The sequence below is a fragment of the Micromonospora sp. WMMD1076 genome, from assembly GCF_029581475.1.
In the GTDB taxonomy this organism is placed as follows: domain Bacteria; phylum Actinomycetota; class Actinomycetes; order Mycobacteriales; family Micromonosporaceae; genus Micromonospora; species Micromonospora aurantiaca.
This window is the reverse complement of record NZ_CP120862.1, coordinates 2,422,920-2,437,900: the sequence shown is the minus strand read 5'-3', so window position 1 is coordinate 2,437,900 and position 14,981 is coordinate 2,422,920. Positions and strand designations below refer to the sequence as shown.

The following is a 14,981-nucleotide window of genomic DNA, read 5'->3' as shown; positions in this document are numbered from 1 at the left end:
GGGTCGTGTCCGCGCGTCGCAGCACGGGTCGGACCGTCGTTTGTGTTATTCGCCTCAGAAGGGATGCCCGATGGCGTCGCCGGAGATCGAGGACGGTCCGGACGGTCCGCTGGCCGGACACCCGCAGGAACTGCGCCCGCTGACCGGCGAGCTGATCGCCGCCGTGCTCGGCCACCGGGGGTACGCGGTCGCCGAGGAACCCGGCGGCGCGCTCGTGGGCCGCTGGGAACGGAACCTGATCTGGTTCCACCGCCGGGGCGTGGCCGGTGAGCTGCTCCAGGTACGCACAGTCGTCGCTGACCACTTCGGCATCGAGCGCGTGCCCGAGCTGCACGCCTTCTGCAACACGTGGAACCACGACCGGCTCTGGCCGAAGGCGTACGTGCACGTCGCCGACGACGGGTCGGCCCAGGTGTGCGGCGAGGTCACCACCGACCTGGAGCGCGGGGTGACGCCGCACCAGCTCGACCGGCTCGTCGACTGTGGTGTGACCACCGGGTGCCAGCTCGCCGCCGCCGTCGACGAGCTGGCCGGCGGGACGCTCCGGTGACCACGGCACGCGACAGGGGGCTGGCCGCCGCGCTCGCCGACGCCCGGGACCGGCCCGACGGCGCGGAGCGCTGCGCCGAGCTGGAGCGGATCGCGTCCCGGGCGGACGCCACAGGCGACCCGCGTACCGCCCTCTCGGCGCGGTTCGCGCTGGTCGAGGCCTACCTGCACCGGGGCGAGCGGTGGCGGGCGGTGGAGCCGGTCCGGCGGATGCGGGCCACGCTCGACGGGCACCCCGGGCTGCTGGACGCCCGCCCGGACGAGCTGATCCGGTTGCGCCGGCATCAGCGGCAGGCGGTGGAGGCGTCGTTCGGCACTCCCCGGGTGGGCCTGGACCAGGCCCGGTCCCTGTTGGACGTGCTCGCCGGGGAACTGGGCGAGGACGCCGCGCCGGTGGCGGAGCTGCGCTGCCGCCTCGCCGACCACCTCGGCGACGAGCCGGCGGCCCGGCGGGCGTACGAGCGCTGGTCGGCGGCGGACGAGAACGACCCGGTGGGCGGGTGTGCGGGGTGCGCCCCGGCGCGGCGGGCCGACCTCCTGGCCGGCTGGGGCGAGCCGGACGCGGCACTGGCGGCACTGGCGCCCGCGCTGACCGGCTGGGTCGAGCCGCAGCCGGTACCGACCCGGCGGGGCGAACGGCAGGCGGCAGCGGCCGGCGCGACGGCCTGCACCGACCAGCCGGAACGGGCGCTCGCCGTGGGGCTGCTGCCGTGGCTGCGTACCGGCGCGGTGGCGCGGGCGGCCCGGGCGCACGTACGCGCGTACCGCCGGCACCGCGGCGAGCGGACCGCGTTCCCGCTGCTCGCCGCGCATCTGCGCTTCTGTGCGCTGGGTGGCTACCTGCACCGCGGGCTGGAGATCCTCACCGAGCAGTTGCCCGAGCTGGACCGCCCGGCCGACGACCTGGCCGCGATGGAGTTCGCGGCGGCGGGCGCGCTGCTGTGCGGACTGGCCGCCGAGGCCGGGCTGGGCGGGCGGCGCATCCACCGCCCCGGGCACGGTTCCCGGCCGGCGGCCGAGGTGGACGTGGCGACGCTCGGTACGCAGTTGCAGGCGCTGGCGACGGCGCTGGCCGGCAGCTTCGACGCCCGCAACGGCACCGGGCACCAGTCCGGCCGGATCGCCTCCTGGCTGGCCGAGCGGCCACTCGCCGCGCCGGTGTCGCTGGCCGCCGAGAGCGAGTTCGACGAGGAGCCGGACGCCGATCCGGCCGAACCCGGGCCGCCCGGTCCGGAGGAACCGGCACCGCTGGACGCGGCGCTGCTCGCCGCCGCCCTCGACGCCCGGGGCGAGCCGTACACGCCTGAGCCGGACGGCACGCTCGCCGGGCGGTGGGGCGGGGCCACGATCCAGTTCCGCCTGCTCGGCCGAGAGGGCGACGTGCTGCACGCCCGGGTGGTAGCGGAGCGGCGGCTGCCGGCCGGTCGGCGCGCCGAGGCGTACGCGTTCTGCAACGCCTGGAACCACGACCGGCTGCTGCCCGCCGCGTACGTCCACGAGCCCGGCGACGGGACGCTGGTGCTGGCCGCGGGCGTCTCCACCGACCTGTCCTGCGGGGTGGCCCCGGCGCAGCTCGCGGTGCTGGTGGCCGCCGCGGTCCGCACCGGCACCGCGTACGCCGAAGCGGTCGCCGCACTGCCCTGAGCCGCGCACCGACCGACGGCACCGCGGACGCGGCGCGGCCCCCGACCACCGGACGGTGGTGGTTCCCGGAGAAACCGTGCCGCCGACGCGGCGCGGCCCCCGACCACCGGGCGGTGGTGGTTCCCGGAGGAACCGTGCCGCCGACGCGGCGCGGCCCCCGATCACCGGGCGGTGGTGGTCGGGGGCCGCGGTCCGGGTGCGGCGGTCAGCGGGCGGAGAACCCCAGCGTGTACTCGCCGGAGCCGGACAACCCGACGACGCGGTACCGGTAGGCGCCGGCCGACGTCTCGGCGGTCAGCCGGGCCGTGCCGTCGGCGGCGGCCGCGCGGGCCACGGTGCGGAACGCGCCACCGGTGAAGCGTTGCAGCTCCAGCACCGCCCGGACGCCGTCCGGCGCGGACAGGCATGCCTCCTGGGTGCCGTCGGGCACCCGGTAGAAGCGCCCGTCCGGCTGGATCTGGGTCCGTCCGGCGGCGATCCGGCCGGTCCGGCTCACCTGGCCGGAGCACTCGGTGTCGCCCGCCGGCGGGGTGGGCTCGACGGTCGCGGGCGGGGTGGTCTCGCCGCCGCCGGCCGGCGGCTGCGTGGGCGCGGGCTGGTCGCCTGCGGTGACGAGCGTCAGGTTGTTGCGCTGGAGGATCTCGTTCACCGGCTGGAAGAACGTGGTGCCACCCCGGGTGCAGTCGCCGGACCCGCCGGACGTGACGCCCTGCGCCTGGTCGCCGGAGAGCCACGCGCCGCCGGAGTCACCCGGCTCGGCGCAGACGTTCGTCCGGGTCAGCCCGGTGACTGTGCCCTCCGGGTAGTTGACCGTGGCGTTCTTCGCCTGGATCAGGCCGCAGCGGGTGCCGGTGGTGGAGCCGGACCGGCAGATCGACGCGCCCACCGGCGCCTCGGTGGAGCCGTTCACCGCCACAGTGCCGCCGTCGGCGAAGTCGGTCACCACGCCCTGCGGCGTCCAGTCGGCGTTCACCCGCACGAACGCCCAGTCGTCGCCGGGGAACGAGGACGCGGCGAACGTGCCCTGGGCGACCCGGTTGGATCCGGTGGTGCGGTCCCCCGGCCGGCCGCAGTGCCCGGCGGTGACGAACCCGCCGACCACGGAGAAGCCGACCGAGCAGCGGCCCGCGTTGTTGATCAGGTAGGCGTCACCGCCCCGCACGTCGAACAGCGGACGCGGGGCCTCGTCGGCGGTCCGCACCCGGACCATCCCGGCATTCGACCCCGCGGCGGCGGCGAGCCGGCGGCCGTCGGCCTCCGCGCCCGGACGGGCGATCACGACCACCGCGTTGTCGGCCACGTCGACGTACCAGCCGGCCACGTCCGGGCTGGCGTCGGCGCCCGCCGCGTCCAGCCGGCTCTTGACCGCGTCCAGCTCGGCGACGCCCCGGGCCACCCGCTTCGGCACCGCGCCCGCGGCACGTACCCGCGCCTCGCCGGCCTGGTCGGCCACCGCCACTGTGAGCGTGGCGCCGTCCGCGCTGAGCCAGCTTCCGCCGTAACCGGCGCCGAGTTCGCCGCGCAGCCGGGTGACGGTGCCGGCCGCCCACCGCTCGGTCCGCAGCCGCTTCACCGCCTGGTCGCGGGTCAGCGCGAGGTCGCGGCCCATCGCGTCAAGGACCTCCGGGGCGACGCCGTCGGCCGCCGGCGCGGCCCGCCGGGGTTCCTCGCCGGCGAACGACGGTACGGTCACGGCCGCCGTCAACCCGGCCGCCGCCACCAGTACGCCGATGACTGTCATCCGTCTGCGGTCCATCCGCCACGCTCCTCCCGACCGGCGCAGGGGCACGCCGGCCATCGGGAGGTACGGAGACGGACGCCGATCGGATGAGTACGGGCGGCACGTTTCGACGCGCCGTGTCGGGGCGTACCCGGAAAGCGACGGCGCCGGCCCACCGTGGAGGGTGGACCGGCGCGCGGCGCGGTCGGGTCAGACCTCGACGACGGTCGGGACGATCATGGGCCGACGGCGGTACGCGTCGTTGACCCAGCGGCCCACAGTGCGGCGGACGATCTGCTGGAGCTGGTGCGGGTCGGTGATGCCGTCCGCGGCGGCCCGGTTCAGCGCCTCGGTGACCAGCGGCACCACCGGGTTGAACGCGGCCGGGTCCTCGGAGAAGCCCTTCGCCGAGACGGTCGGCCCGGCGACCACCTTGCCGGTGACGGAGTCGACCACCACGGTGGTGGCGATGAAGCCGCCGTCGCCGAGGATCCGGCGCTCGGTCAGCAACGACTCGCTGACGTCGCCCACGGCGAGGCCGTCGACGTAGACGTACCGGCTCTTGACCCGCCCGACCAGGCTGGCCCGGCCCTCGACCAGGTCGACCACGTCGCCGTCCTCGCAGAGCACCACCCGGTCCGGCGCGACGCCGGACTCGATGCCGAGCCGGGCGTGCGCCCGCAGGTGCCGCCACTCGCCGTGCACCGGCATCAGGTTGCTCGGGCGTACCACGTTGAGCAGGTAGAGCAGCTCGCCGGCCGGGGCGTGGCCGGAGACGTGCACCTTCGCGACGTCCTTGTGCACCACCACGGCGCCGGCCCGGGCCAGGCGGTTGATCACCCGGTAGACCGAGGTCTCGTTGCCGGGCACCAGCGACGACGCCAGCACCACCGTGTCGCCGGGGGCGATGGTGATGTGCCGGTGGTCGCCGCTGGCCATCCGGCCCAGCGCGCTCATCGGCTCGCCCTGCGAACCGGTGGACATCAGCACGATCTGCTCGGGCGGCAGGTTGGTGGCCTCCTCGATCCCGACCACCAGGCCGGGCGGGATGTTGAGCAGGCCCAGGTCGCGGGCGATGCCCATGTTGCGGACCATGGACCGGCCGATCAGCGCCACCTTGCGGCCGTGCTCGACGGCCGAGTCGAAGACCTGCTGCACCCGGTGCACGTGCGAGGCGAACGAGGCGACGATGATCCGCCCCTTGGCCTTCGCGAAGATCGAGTCGAGGACCGGGCCGATCTCCCGCTCCGGCGTGACGAACCCGGGGATCTCCGCGTTCGTCGAGTCGGACAGCAGCAGGTCGACGCCCTCGGCGCCGAGCCGGGCGAAGCCGGCCAGGTCGGTGATCCGCCCGTCGAGCGGAAGCTGGTCCATCTTGAAGTCGCCGGTGTGCAGCACCAGCCCGGCCGGGGTACGGATGGCCACCGCCAGCGCGTCCGGGATCGAGTGGTTCACCGCGAAGAACTCGCACTCGAACGGGCCCAGCCGTTCCCGGCCGCCCTCCCGCACGGTCAGCGTGTACGGCTGGATCCGCCGCTCGGCCAGCTTCGCCTCGACCAGGGCCAGGGTGAACTGGGAGCCGACGAGCGGGATGTCCGGCTTGTGCGCGAGCAGGTACGGCACCGCACCGATGTGGTCCTCGTGGCCGTGCGTGAGCACGATCGCCTGCACGTCGGCCAGCCGGTCCAGGATCGGGCCGAAGTCGGGCAGGATCAGGTCCACGCCCGGCTGCTCGACGTCGGGGAACAGCACCCCGCAGTCGACGATCAGCAGCTTGCCGTCGTACTCGAAGACGGTCATGTTCCGGCCGATGGCGCCGAGTCCGCCGAGCGGGATGATCCGCAGGCCGCCCTCGGGCAGCGGCGGGGGCAGTTCACCCTCGATGTGCGCCTCGGTCACGCGTCACCTCATTCTGCGACGCCGTCGCGCGGCGTCCGTCGTGTCGTTGATTCATTCGGGCAGGGGCAGGCCCGCCGCGGCGCAGTCGGCGCGCAGCTGGGCCAGTTCGTCACCGGTGGCGTCGACGAGCGGCGGCCGCACCGGGCCGGCCGGGCGACCCTGCGTCCCCAGGCCGGCCTTGACCAGGATCGTGCCCTGGGTGCGGAAGATACCGGTGTAGAGCGGCAGCAACCGCCGGTGCAGCGCGAGCGCACCGGCGTTGTCGCCCGCCTCGAACGCCTCGATCATCTGCTTGGTCAGCGCGCCGGTGAAGTGGGTGGAGGTGCCGACCACGCCGACCGCGCCGATCGACAGCATCGGCAGGGTGAGCGCGTCCTCACCGCTGTAGTAGGCCAGGTCGGCGCGGCTGAGCACCTCCGACGTGGCGAACAGGTCGCCCTTGGCGTCCTTCACCGCGACGATCCGGCCGTGCTCGGCCAGCTTGACGAGCGTCTCGGTGGCGATCGCCACGCCCGTGCGGTGCGGGATGTCGTAGAGCATGACCGGCAGGCCGGTGGCGTCCGCGACCGTGGTGAAGTGTCGCAGCAAACCGGCCTGCGGCGGCTTGTTGTAGTACGGCGTGACCACCAGCAGGCCGTGCGCACCGGCCTTCTCGGCCTGCGTGGCCAGCTCGACCGTGTGCCGGGTGTCGTTGGTGCCCACCCCGGCGACGATGCGGGCCCGGTCGCCGACCGCCTCGGCCACGGTGCGGATCAGCGACTCCTTCTCCGCCTCCGTGGTGGTCGGGGACTCCCCGGTGGTGCCGTTGAGCACCAGCGCGTCGTTGCCCTGCTCGTCGACGAGATGTTCGGCCAGCCGGGCGGCGCCGTCGAGATCCAGGCCGCCGTCCGGCGTGAACGGGGTCACCATGGCCGTCATCACCCGCCCGAACGGGCGCGACGCGCCCCGGCTCGAGGCGGCGGAGTGGTCGTGCGTCATGCTCACAACCTAGCGGACGGCCGCCGGTGGCCTGGCGGCGAAGGGCGACGAGTCACTCCGCGTGCGGCGACGCAGCCACCTCGGAGCCGTCGGGCAGGGTGGCGATCACGAAGTCGGCGAAGACGTTCGGCGCGACACCCTTGAGCTGGCGCAGGCACTCCACCGCCAGCTCGCGGATCTCCACGTCGGCGTGCTCGGTGGCGCGCATCTTCACGAAGTGGCGCCAGGCCCGGTAGTTGCCGGTCACCACGATCCGGGTCTCGGTGGCGTTCGGCAGCACCGCCCGGGCCGCCTGGCGGGCCTGCTTGCGGCGCAGCGTCGGGTTGGGCTCATCGGTGAAGCGGGCCTCCAGCCCCTCCAGCAACTCGGTGTACGCCCGCACCGCCGCGTCGGTTGCCTCGACGAACTTCTTGTGCAGTTCCGGGTCGTCGGCGATCACCGACGGCTCGACCATCGCCGCGTCCCGCTCGGGCACGTAGCGCTGGGAGAGCTGCGAGTAGGAGAAGTGCCGGTGCCGGATCAGCTCGTGGGTGAACGAGCGGGAGACGCCGCTGAAGTAGAAGCTCACCGAGCCGTGCTCCAGCACGCTCAGGTGGCCGACCTCCAGGATGTGCGCCAGGTAGCCGGCGTTGGTGGCGGTGGCCGGGTTCGGCTTCTTCCAGCTCTGGTAGCAGGCCCGGCCGGCGAACTCGGCGAGCGCCTGCCCACCGTCGGCGTCGGTGGACCAGGGCACCTCTCCGGGCGCCTGGAACTGGGTCCACGCGATCAACTTGACCTGGGGCTGAACCATCTCCGGCATTCCTGCGACTGTAGTGGCCGCGCCGTCGCCGTGGAAATCGGGCACGCGGCCGACCAGCCGGCGCTCACGCCCAGATGTCCAAGGTCTCCAGGGGCGCCGTCGCGCGATCCGTCCCGCCGGCGGGAGGTCACACGTAGAGCGAGGTGAAGGGTGCCCAGGGCAGGTTGCGGGCGACCGAGAAGATCCCCCAGGCGGCCAGGAACATGCCGATGACCTTGGGGCTGAACTGGACCTCGGGCAGCTTCCAGCCGAACGCCCGGTTGCCGGCCCAGGCCACGAAGAGCCAGGCCAGGAACGGCAGCGCGAAGATGAACAGGAAGTGGTGCCGGGCGGCGGCGGGCAGGTCGCCGTGGAGCACGTACCAGAGCGCGCGGGTGCCGCCGCAACCGGGGCAGTCCAGGCCGGTGGTCAGCTTGAGCAGGCAGGTCGGCGCGGCGTCCGGGTCGCTCCGGGTCGGGTCGCTGATCAGGGCGTACGCGATGCCGAGGCCGACGCAGCCGAGCGCGGCCAGCGGCACCGCCCAGCGCGGGGCGCGGGCGTGCAGGCGCAGCACCATCCGGGTGAACCGGTCGGCCTCGACCGGCTGGTACGTCACCGGGTAACCCGGCCACGGCGCTCCGGCGGGAGCCGGCGGGCCGGCGTGCGCGTGCGACGGCGATCCGGACTCCGGCTGCGCGTGCCCGTGCGGGTGCGGGTGCGGGTCGGGCGCGGTGGCAGGCCGGTCAACGCTCGTCACGCGCTCACCGTACACCTGCCACGCCCACCAGCGCGGCGGCCAGCGGCCCCGCGAGGTCGCCCGCAGCGGGCGGGGCGACCGCGTCCAGGCCGAGCCAGCCGGCCAGCCGGTACAGCTCGGCGGCGAGCGCCACAGCGGTCTCCCCCGGGTCGGCGCCCGGCTCGGCCCAGGCGGCCGGCACCAGCAGCGCCCCGGTCTTCCGGTCGGCCTTCAGGTCGACGCGGGCGGTGAAGCGCTCGCCCTGGCGGAACGGCAGCACGTAGTAGCCGTACACCCGCTGGGGCGCCGGCACATAGATCTCGATCCGGTAGGTGAAGCCGAACAGCCGCTCGGTGCGCGCCCGCTCCCAGACCAGCGGGTCGAACGGGCTGACCAGCGTGTTGCCGCGTACCCAGCGGGGCAGCCGGGCGTCGGCGTGCAGGTAGGCCGGCTGCCGCCAGCCCTGCACCGTGACCGGGGTCAGCTCGCCCGCCTCGACCAGCTCGGCCACCGCACGCCGCGCCCCGGCGACCGGCAGCCGGAAGTAGTCGCGCAGCTCCGTCTCGGCGGCGACGCCGAGCGAGCGGGCGGCGATCGACACGAGCGACCGGTGCGCCTCGGCGTCGCTCGGGGTGGGCGCGTCCAGCACGGCGGCCGGGAGCACCCGCTCGGGCAGGTCGTAGCGGCGGGCGAACGAGTTGGTGCGGTCGGCGGCGGTGACCTCGCCGGCCCAGAACAGGAACTCCAGCGCCCGCTTCACGGCCGACCAGTTCCAGCCCCAGTTGCCGGTCTCCCGCGGGGCGTCGTGCTCGATCTCGGCCGCGGTCAGCGGCCCCCGGGCGGCCACCTCGTCGCGGACCCAGGCGACCAGTTCGGGCTGCTCCTCGGCGATCCGGCGCATCCCGCCCCACGCCTCGTCGCGGGCCTTGGCCATCCGCCAGCGCAACGCCGGATGCAGCCCCACCGGCACCAGCGACGCCTCGTGCGCCCAGTATTCGAACAGCTCACGCGGGCGGCGGTAGGCGGCGGTGTCGAGCAGGGCGGTCGGGTACGGCCCGAGCCGGCTGTAGAGCGGCAGGTAGTGCGCCCGCTGGAGCACGTTCACCGAGTCCATCTGGATCAGCCCGACCCGGTCGAGCACCCGCCGTAGGTGCCGCCGGGTGGGCACGCCCGAAGGCGCCGGGTCGGCGAAGCCCTGGGCGGCCAGGGCGATCCGGCGGGCCTGGGCGAGGGAGAGCGATTCCGGTACGGCCATCGTCGGCGACCCTAATCCAGCGGTACGACATCGGGAGCGGCGGCTGGACCGATCGCCCGTCGGGGCATAGAACGGACAGGTGCTCACCATTCGCCGGGAGGAACCGGACGACGCCGAGGCGATCGCCCGGGTGCACGTCCACGGCTGGCAGGCCGGTTACGCCGGGATCATGCCCGAGGAGGTGCTGAGCCGGCTGAACCCCCGCGCCTGGGCGCAGCGCCGCCGCGACCTCGGCACCGCCGATCCGGAGCACCCGTTCACCACGCTCGTCGCCGTGGACGACGGCACGATCGTCGGGTTCACCACGTTCGGGCCGTACCGGAACAACCAGGACCGCGGCGACCTCGACCCGGCGCACGGCGAGCTGCTGGCGATCTACCTGGAGCCGGCGCACTGGGGCTCCGGCGCCGCCCGGACGCTGCTCGCGGCGGCCCGCGACGGCCTGGCCGAGCGGGGCTGGACCGGGTACCGGCTCTGGGTGCTCGCCGACAACGCCCGGGCCCGCCGCTTCTACGAGCGGGCCGGGCACTCACCGGACGGTGAGGAGTCCACCTACCCGGTGCCGCTCTCCGGTGGCCGGACCCCGATCCTGCTCCGCGAGCTGCGGTACACCGCCGGAGGCTGACCCGGCCGGGACGCCGCCGCCGGGACGCTCACCGCCGGCCGGCGTGAGCCGGCGGCGGACCGGCAGCCCGAGCAGCAGCGCCAGGCTGATCCACACGTACGTGTTGCTGCCGAGGAAGCCGTCCACGCCGGTGAAGTCCTTCTCCCAGGACCAGACGATCCGGCTGCACAGCAGCGCGTACCCGATCAACGCGGCGGCCAGCAGCAGACGGCGCCGGCGGCTGCGCGCGGGCGCCGCCATGCCGTTGTCGACGAGCAGGATCAGGCCGGGCAGCAGCCAGACCAGGTGGTGCACCCAGGTCACCGGGCTGACCAGGCACATCACGGCGCCGGTGAGGGCCAGGCCGGTGGCCTCGTCGCCGGCGGCCACCGCCGCCCGCGAGCGCCAAACCCACACCACGAGCGTCAGGAGTACGAGCACCAGCCAGGCGATCGTGCTGGGGTGCTGCGGGTCGAGCCGGGCCACCACCCCGCGCAGCGACTGGTTGGAGACGAACGCCAGTTCACCGACCCGGTCGGTGTTCCACAGCGCCTCGGTCCAGAACTCCCGGGAGGCGTCGGGGAAGAGGCCGGCGGCCACGAGCGTGGCGACGGCGGCGGTGCCGACGGTGGTCAGCGCGGCCCGCCAGCGGCCGGTGACCAGCAGATAGACGAGGAAGATGCCGGGCGTCAGCTTGATCGCGGTGGCCAGGCCGATGCCCACGCCCGCCCAGCGGCTGCGCGCCGGCAGCAGCCACAGCAGGTCCACCGCCACCAGGAACAGCAGCAGCATGTTGACCTGGCCGAAGTTGACAGTCTCGCGCATCGGCTCGTACGCGGCGGCCAGGCAGAGCGCGACAGCGAGCGCGAACCAGCGGGTCCAGCCGGACCGGCGGGCCACCGGGTCCAGCAGCCGCCAGACCACCACGGCGCTCGCCAGCACCGTCGCGGTCACGCTCACCACGATCGCCGCGCTCCACGGCAGGTACGCCATCGGCAGCATCACCAGCGCGGCGAACGGCGGATAGGTGAAGCCGTACTGCGTGCCGGGGCGCAGGAAGTCGTAGATCTCCCCGCCGTCACGCGCCCAGTACGTCAGCGCGCCGTAGTAGACCTGGAGGTCGAAGAAGCCGTGCCGCACCGCCGCCACGGAGAGGAACACGGTGACCGCCGCGGCGAGCGCCACCACGGCGACGACCTGCGTGATCGTCCGCCCGGCACCCTGCGCCACCGTCACCCTCCTCGCCCTGCGTAGGCTCACGTGCCATGGCTGCAGGCTACGTCCGGCCCGCGCGTCCCGAGGACGCCGGCGAGATCGCACGCATCCAGCTCGCGACCTGGCGGGTCGCGTACCGCCGGATCCTGCCCCGGCACGTGCTCGACAACCTCGACGAGGCGTACCTCGCGCGGCGGTGGAGTGCGGCGGTGCAGGAGCCGCCCTCGGGCGCGCACCGGGTGCTGGTCGCCGTCGAACAGGCGGCGCAATCCTATCTGGTGGGGTTCGTCGCCTCCGGTCCGGCCGACGCCGACGCGCTCGCCCCCGACGAGCCGGCCGAGGCGCTCGGCTCGGACGTCGCCGCGGTCACGGACCTGCTGGTCGAGCCCCGGTGGGGGCGGCGCGGGCACGGCAGCCGGCTGCTCGCCGCGGCCGTCGACAACTGGCGCGCCGACGGTCTGACCCGGGCTGTGGCGTGGGCGTTCGACGCCGACGCCGCGACCCGGAAGTTCCTCGGCTCGACCGGCTGGGAGCCGGACGGTGCGGCCCGCGCGCTGGACGTGGACGACATGCTGGTCCCCCAGATCCGCCTGCACGTGGCAGTCCCGGAGACCGCAGAGGAAGAATCCTCAGCCGAGCGATGAGTTTCCGCCCGGCCGCCGGTCCACCCCGACGTGGGTGGGCCGGCGGTCCCGGCACGGGGCAGGACCGCCACCCCACCCCCACCCCCCGCCCTGATCCAGTCGATCATGAAGTTGGCGGCCTCTTCGATCTCCCCAACCGCCGCCAACCTCATGATCGACCAGGGGCGGGCCGGGGGTGGGGTGGGGGGTTGGGGTCAGGCCGGGGGGAGTTCGGCTACCAGTTCGTCGTCCTCGGTCGCGCCTGTGGGGTGGAAGTTCAGGGACGTGTAGAGGGCGGCGGCGGCCTTGTTGTCGGGGTGGTAGCTCAGGCGGATCGGGCGGCCCGCCTCGGCGAGCCAGTCGGCGAGCGTCCGAACGGTGGCGCGGCCCAGGCCCCGGCCCTGCTCGGCGGCGTCGATCACCATGCCGCCGATCCAGCGCGACTCGTCGTCGTCCACGCCCCACATGACATGGCCGACCACCGTCTCGTCGGCGTAGACGGCCAGCGAGTTCCAGACGTCCGAGCGCTCGGTGAGAAGCAGGTATCGGGCGGCCAGCGCGGCCACGAAGGCGCGCTGGTCGTCGTGCGGCGCGACGTCCGCCACGGCCCGCCAGTTGTCGTCGTCCACCGGGCGCAGCGTCACCCGGCGGCCGGTGCGGTCGGAGTGTCCGGAATCGATCATGAAAGCAGCCTAGGTGGGCACCGCCGACCAGGCAAAACGGTTTCCGGCCGCCGGCCGGAGCGCGGTGCCCGCAGCGGATCAGTCGAGCAGGGCGTCCAGGCCGACTGTGAGACCGGGCCGGCGACCCACCTCCCGGACCGCGAGCAGCACGCCGGGCATGAACGACACCCGGTCGTACGAGTCGTGCCGGATGGTGAGCGTCTCGCCGGTGGTGCCGAACAGCACCTCCTGGTGGGCGACCAGGCCGGTGGCGCGTACCGCGTGCACGCGTACCCCGTCGATGTCGGCACCGCGGGCGCCGGCCGCCTCGTCGCGGGTCGCGTCCGGCGCGGGCCCCAGGCCGGCGTCGGCGCGGGCGGCGGCGATCAGCCGGGCCGTGTGGGTGGCGGTGCCGCTCGGCGCGTCGAGCTTGCGCGGGTGGTGCCGCTCGACGATCTCGACCGACTCGAAGTGGCGGGCGGCGCGCGCCGCGAACTGCATCATCAGCACCGCGCCGATGCCGAAGTTGGGGGCGATCACCACGCCTACGCCGGGCCGGCCGGTGAGCCAGCCCCGCACCTCGGCGAGCCGCTGCCCGGTGAAGCCGGTGGTGCCGACCACCGCGTGCACGCCGTGCTCGACGCACCAGCGCAGGTTGTCCATGACCGCGTCGGGGGTGGTGAAGTCGACGACCACTTCGGCACCCGCCTGCGCCACCGCGTCCAGGTCGTCGCCCTGGTCGACGGCCGCGACCAGCTCCAGGTCGGCGGCGGAGTCGACCGCCTTGCAGACCTCCATGCCCATCCGGCCCCGGGCGCCGAGCACACCGACCCGGGCCGCCGTCTTCCGCTGCTCAGTCACGGGCCACAACCTATCCCAGCCCGCACCACGCGGTCCGGCGGACCGCACCGCCGCCCGGCATCCGGCGGACCGGACGTCGCTCAGCGGTCGACGGTGAAGCTGCCGGAGTCGAACGGACCCACCACGGCAAGCGACATGGGCCGGCCGAGCAGGTCGGCGGCGAGCGTGTTCACGTCGTCGAGCGTCACCGCGTCCACCCGGGCCAGCAGGTCGTCCACCGGCATCAGGTTGCCGAAGAGCAACTCCCCCTTGGCGAGCCGGCTCATCCGCGAGCCGGTGTCCTCCAGCCCGAGCACGAACGAGCCCTTGCTCATCCCCTTGCCCCGGGCCAGTTCCGCCTCGGTGATCCCCTCGGCGGCCACCCGCGCCAGCTCCGCGCGGGTCAGGTCCAGCACCTCGTCCACCTTGCCCGGCGCGCACCCGGCGTAGACGGCGAACACGCCGCTGTCGGCGTACTGGCTGGCGTATGAGTACACCGAGTACGCCAGGCCACGCTGCTCCCGGATCTCCTGGAACAGCCGGCTGGACATGCCGCCGCCGAGCACGTTGTTGAGCACGCCGAGCGCGAACCGCCTGTCGTCGGTGCGGTCGATTCCCGGGCAGCCGAGGATGACGTGCGCCTGCTCGGTCTCCTTCGGCTCGACGAGCGTGGTGGCCGGCTTGGTGCGTACCGTCGGGGTGGCCCGGCGGTGTGGCGCCGGCGACGCCGGGTCGGTGTCCAGCGGGGTGCCGCGCAGCGCCTGCCGGACCAGCTTGACCACTGCGGCGTGGTCGAGGTTGCCGGCGGCGGCGATCACGATCTGCGGCGCGGTGTAGCGGCGGCGGTAGAAGCCCTGGATCTGCCGCCGGGTCATCGGCGTGACCGTCTCCTCGGTGCCGGAGATGAGCCGGCCCAGCGGGTGGTCACCGTAGACGGCGCGGGCGAACAGGTCGTGCACCTCGTCGCCGGGCTCGTCGTCGTGCATGGCGATCTCTTCGAGGATGACGCCGCGTTCGGTCTCCACGTCGGCGGCGGTCAGCACCGAGTCGGCGACCAGGTCGCACATGACATCGATGGCCAGCGGCAGGTCCTCGTCCAGCACCCGCGCGTAGTAGCAGGTGTATTCCTTCGTGGTGAACGCGTTCGTCTCGCCGCCCACGGCCTCGATCTGCGACGAGATCTCCAGCGCGCTGCGCTTGTTGGTGCCCTTGAACAGCAGGTGCTCCAGGAAGTGCGCGGCGCCGGCCTGCGAGCCGGTCTCGTCGCGCGAGCCGACCGCCACCCAGATGCCGAACGACACGCTGCGCATCGCCGGGATCGCCTCGGTGAGCACCCGCAGCCCGCTGGGCAGCACGGTGCGGCGGACGGTGCCGCCGAGCGGGTCGTCGCTGAGCGTCCGGGTGACCGCGCGGGCCGCCGAACCGGTCGACGCCACCCCCCGTCCCGTCGAGGCGACTGACGAACTCACGAGAACCTG

The 14,981-nt window shown here is 74.2% G+C and carries 14 protein-coding genes; 4 read left to right on the top strand and 10 right to left on the bottom strand.

Going from position 1 to position 14,981, the window contains the following annotated elements; all coding sequences use genetic code 11:
- Nucleotides 1–70 precede the first annotated feature (70 nt).
- Nucleotides 71–550 (top strand): YbjN domain-containing protein, encoded by a 480-nt coding sequence (locus tag O7622_RS11910; RefSeq protein ID WP_282313407.1) that lies wholly within the window; start codon nucleotides 71–73, stop codon nucleotides 548–550.
- Nucleotides 547–2,193 carry a YbjN domain-containing protein gene (locus O7622_RS11905; protein ID WP_282313406.1) on the top strand — a complete coding sequence of 549 codons (1,647 nt, stop codon included), beginning with the start codon at nucleotides 547–549 and terminating at the stop codon, nucleotides 2,191–2,193. Before O7622_RS11910 ends, O7622_RS11905 begins: the two co-directional genes overlap by 4 nt.
- Before the next feature lie 205 nt (nucleotides 2,194–2,398).
- Here the strand turns inward: O7622_RS11905 and O7622_RS11900 are convergent, their stop codons facing one another.
- The 6 genes from O7622_RS11900 to O7622_RS11875 form a co-directional block, all read right to left on the bottom strand.
- A complete protein-coding gene (locus O7622_RS11900; protein WP_282313405.1) occupies nucleotides 2,399–3,949 on the bottom strand; it encodes a S1 family peptidase in 1,551 nt (516 codons plus the stop codon).
- 174 nt (nucleotides 3,950–4,123) lie between these two features.
- Entirely contained in the window at nucleotides 4,124–5,812 is a 1,689-nt protein-coding gene (locus O7622_RS11895; protein WP_282313404.1) for a ribonuclease J, read from the bottom strand.
- 51 nt (nucleotides 5,813–5,863) lie between these two features.
- The gene (gene dapA, locus O7622_RS11890; RefSeq protein WP_282313403.1) at nucleotides 5,864–6,790 is read right to left on the bottom strand and encodes a 4-hydroxy-tetrahydrodipicolinate synthase; all 927 of its coding nucleotides are present in this window, start codon (nucleotides 6,788–6,790) and stop codon (nucleotides 5,864–5,866) included.
- Nucleotides 6,791–6,842: 52 nt separating this feature from the next.
- Complete coding sequence (thyX, locus tag O7622_RS11885) at nucleotides 6,843–7,580, bottom strand: FAD-dependent thymidylate synthase (RefSeq protein WP_282314115.1); 738 nt, start codon at nucleotides 7,578–7,580, stop codon at nucleotides 6,843–6,845.
- A 136-nt stretch (nucleotides 7,581–7,716) separates the two neighbouring features.
- Nucleotides 7,717–8,340, bottom strand: a complete 624-nt coding sequence (locus O7622_RS11880) for a DUF2752 domain-containing protein (RefSeq protein ID WP_282313402.1) — start codon at nucleotides 8,338–8,340, stop codon at nucleotides 7,717–7,719.
- On the bottom strand, nucleotides 8,330–9,559 hold the full coding sequence (locus tag O7622_RS11875; RefSeq protein ID WP_282313401.1) for a crosslink repair DNA glycosylase YcaQ family protein: 1,230 nt from the start codon (nucleotides 9,557–9,559) through the stop codon (nucleotides 8,330–8,332). The genes O7622_RS11880 and O7622_RS11875 overlap by 11 nt, the downstream gene beginning before the upstream one ends.
- A 79-nt stretch (nucleotides 9,560–9,638) precedes the next feature.
- On the opposite strand from O7622_RS11875, the gene O7622_RS11870 reads away from it, so the two are divergent.
- Nucleotides 9,639–10,184: a GNAT family N-acetyltransferase gene (locus O7622_RS11870; RefSeq protein ID WP_282313400.1), complete on the top strand. Its 546-nt coding sequence runs from the start codon at nucleotides 9,639–9,641 to the stop codon at nucleotides 10,182–10,184.
- On the opposite strand, the gene O7622_RS11865 is transcribed toward O7622_RS11870, so the two are convergent.
- Nucleotides 10,089–11,393 (bottom strand): glycosyltransferase family 87 protein, encoded by a 1,305-nt coding sequence (locus tag O7622_RS11865; RefSeq protein WP_282313399.1) that lies wholly within the window; start codon nucleotides 11,391–11,393, stop codon nucleotides 10,089–10,091. The two genes, O7622_RS11870 and O7622_RS11865, sit on opposite strands and share 96 nt — an antisense overlap.
- Before the next feature lie 35 nt (nucleotides 11,394–11,428).
- Here O7622_RS11865 and O7622_RS11860 point away from each other — a divergent pair, with 35 nt between their 5' ends.
- Nucleotides 11,429–12,022 (top strand): GNAT family N-acetyltransferase, encoded by a 594-nt coding sequence (locus O7622_RS11860; RefSeq protein WP_282313398.1) that lies wholly within the window; start codon nucleotides 11,429–11,431, stop codon nucleotides 12,020–12,022.
- A 194-nt stretch (nucleotides 12,023–12,216) separates the two neighbouring features.
- Here O7622_RS11860 and O7622_RS11855 read toward each other — a convergent pair whose 3' ends face one another.
- The 3 genes from O7622_RS11855 to O7622_RS11845 all read right to left on the bottom strand — a co-directional run bounded on the left by O7622_RS11855 (nucleotide 12,217) and on the right by O7622_RS11845 (nucleotide 14,972).
- Complete coding sequence (locus tag O7622_RS11855) at nucleotides 12,217–12,684, bottom strand: GNAT family N-acetyltransferase (protein WP_282313397.1); 468 nt, start codon at nucleotides 12,682–12,684, stop codon at nucleotides 12,217–12,219.
- Between the two features lie 78 nt (nucleotides 12,685–12,762).
- A complete protein-coding gene (gene dapB / locus O7622_RS11850; protein ID WP_282313396.1) occupies nucleotides 12,763–13,524 on the bottom strand; it encodes a 4-hydroxy-tetrahydrodipicolinate reductase in 762 nt (253 codons plus the stop codon).
- An 80-nt stretch (nucleotides 13,525–13,604) separates the two neighbouring features.
- Nucleotides 13,605–14,972 carry a pitrilysin family protein gene (locus tag O7622_RS11845; protein WP_282313395.1) on the bottom strand — a complete coding sequence of 456 codons (1,368 nt, stop codon included), beginning with the start codon at nucleotides 14,970–14,972 and terminating at the stop codon, nucleotides 13,605–13,607.
- Nucleotides 14,973–14,981 lie beyond the last annotated feature (9 nt).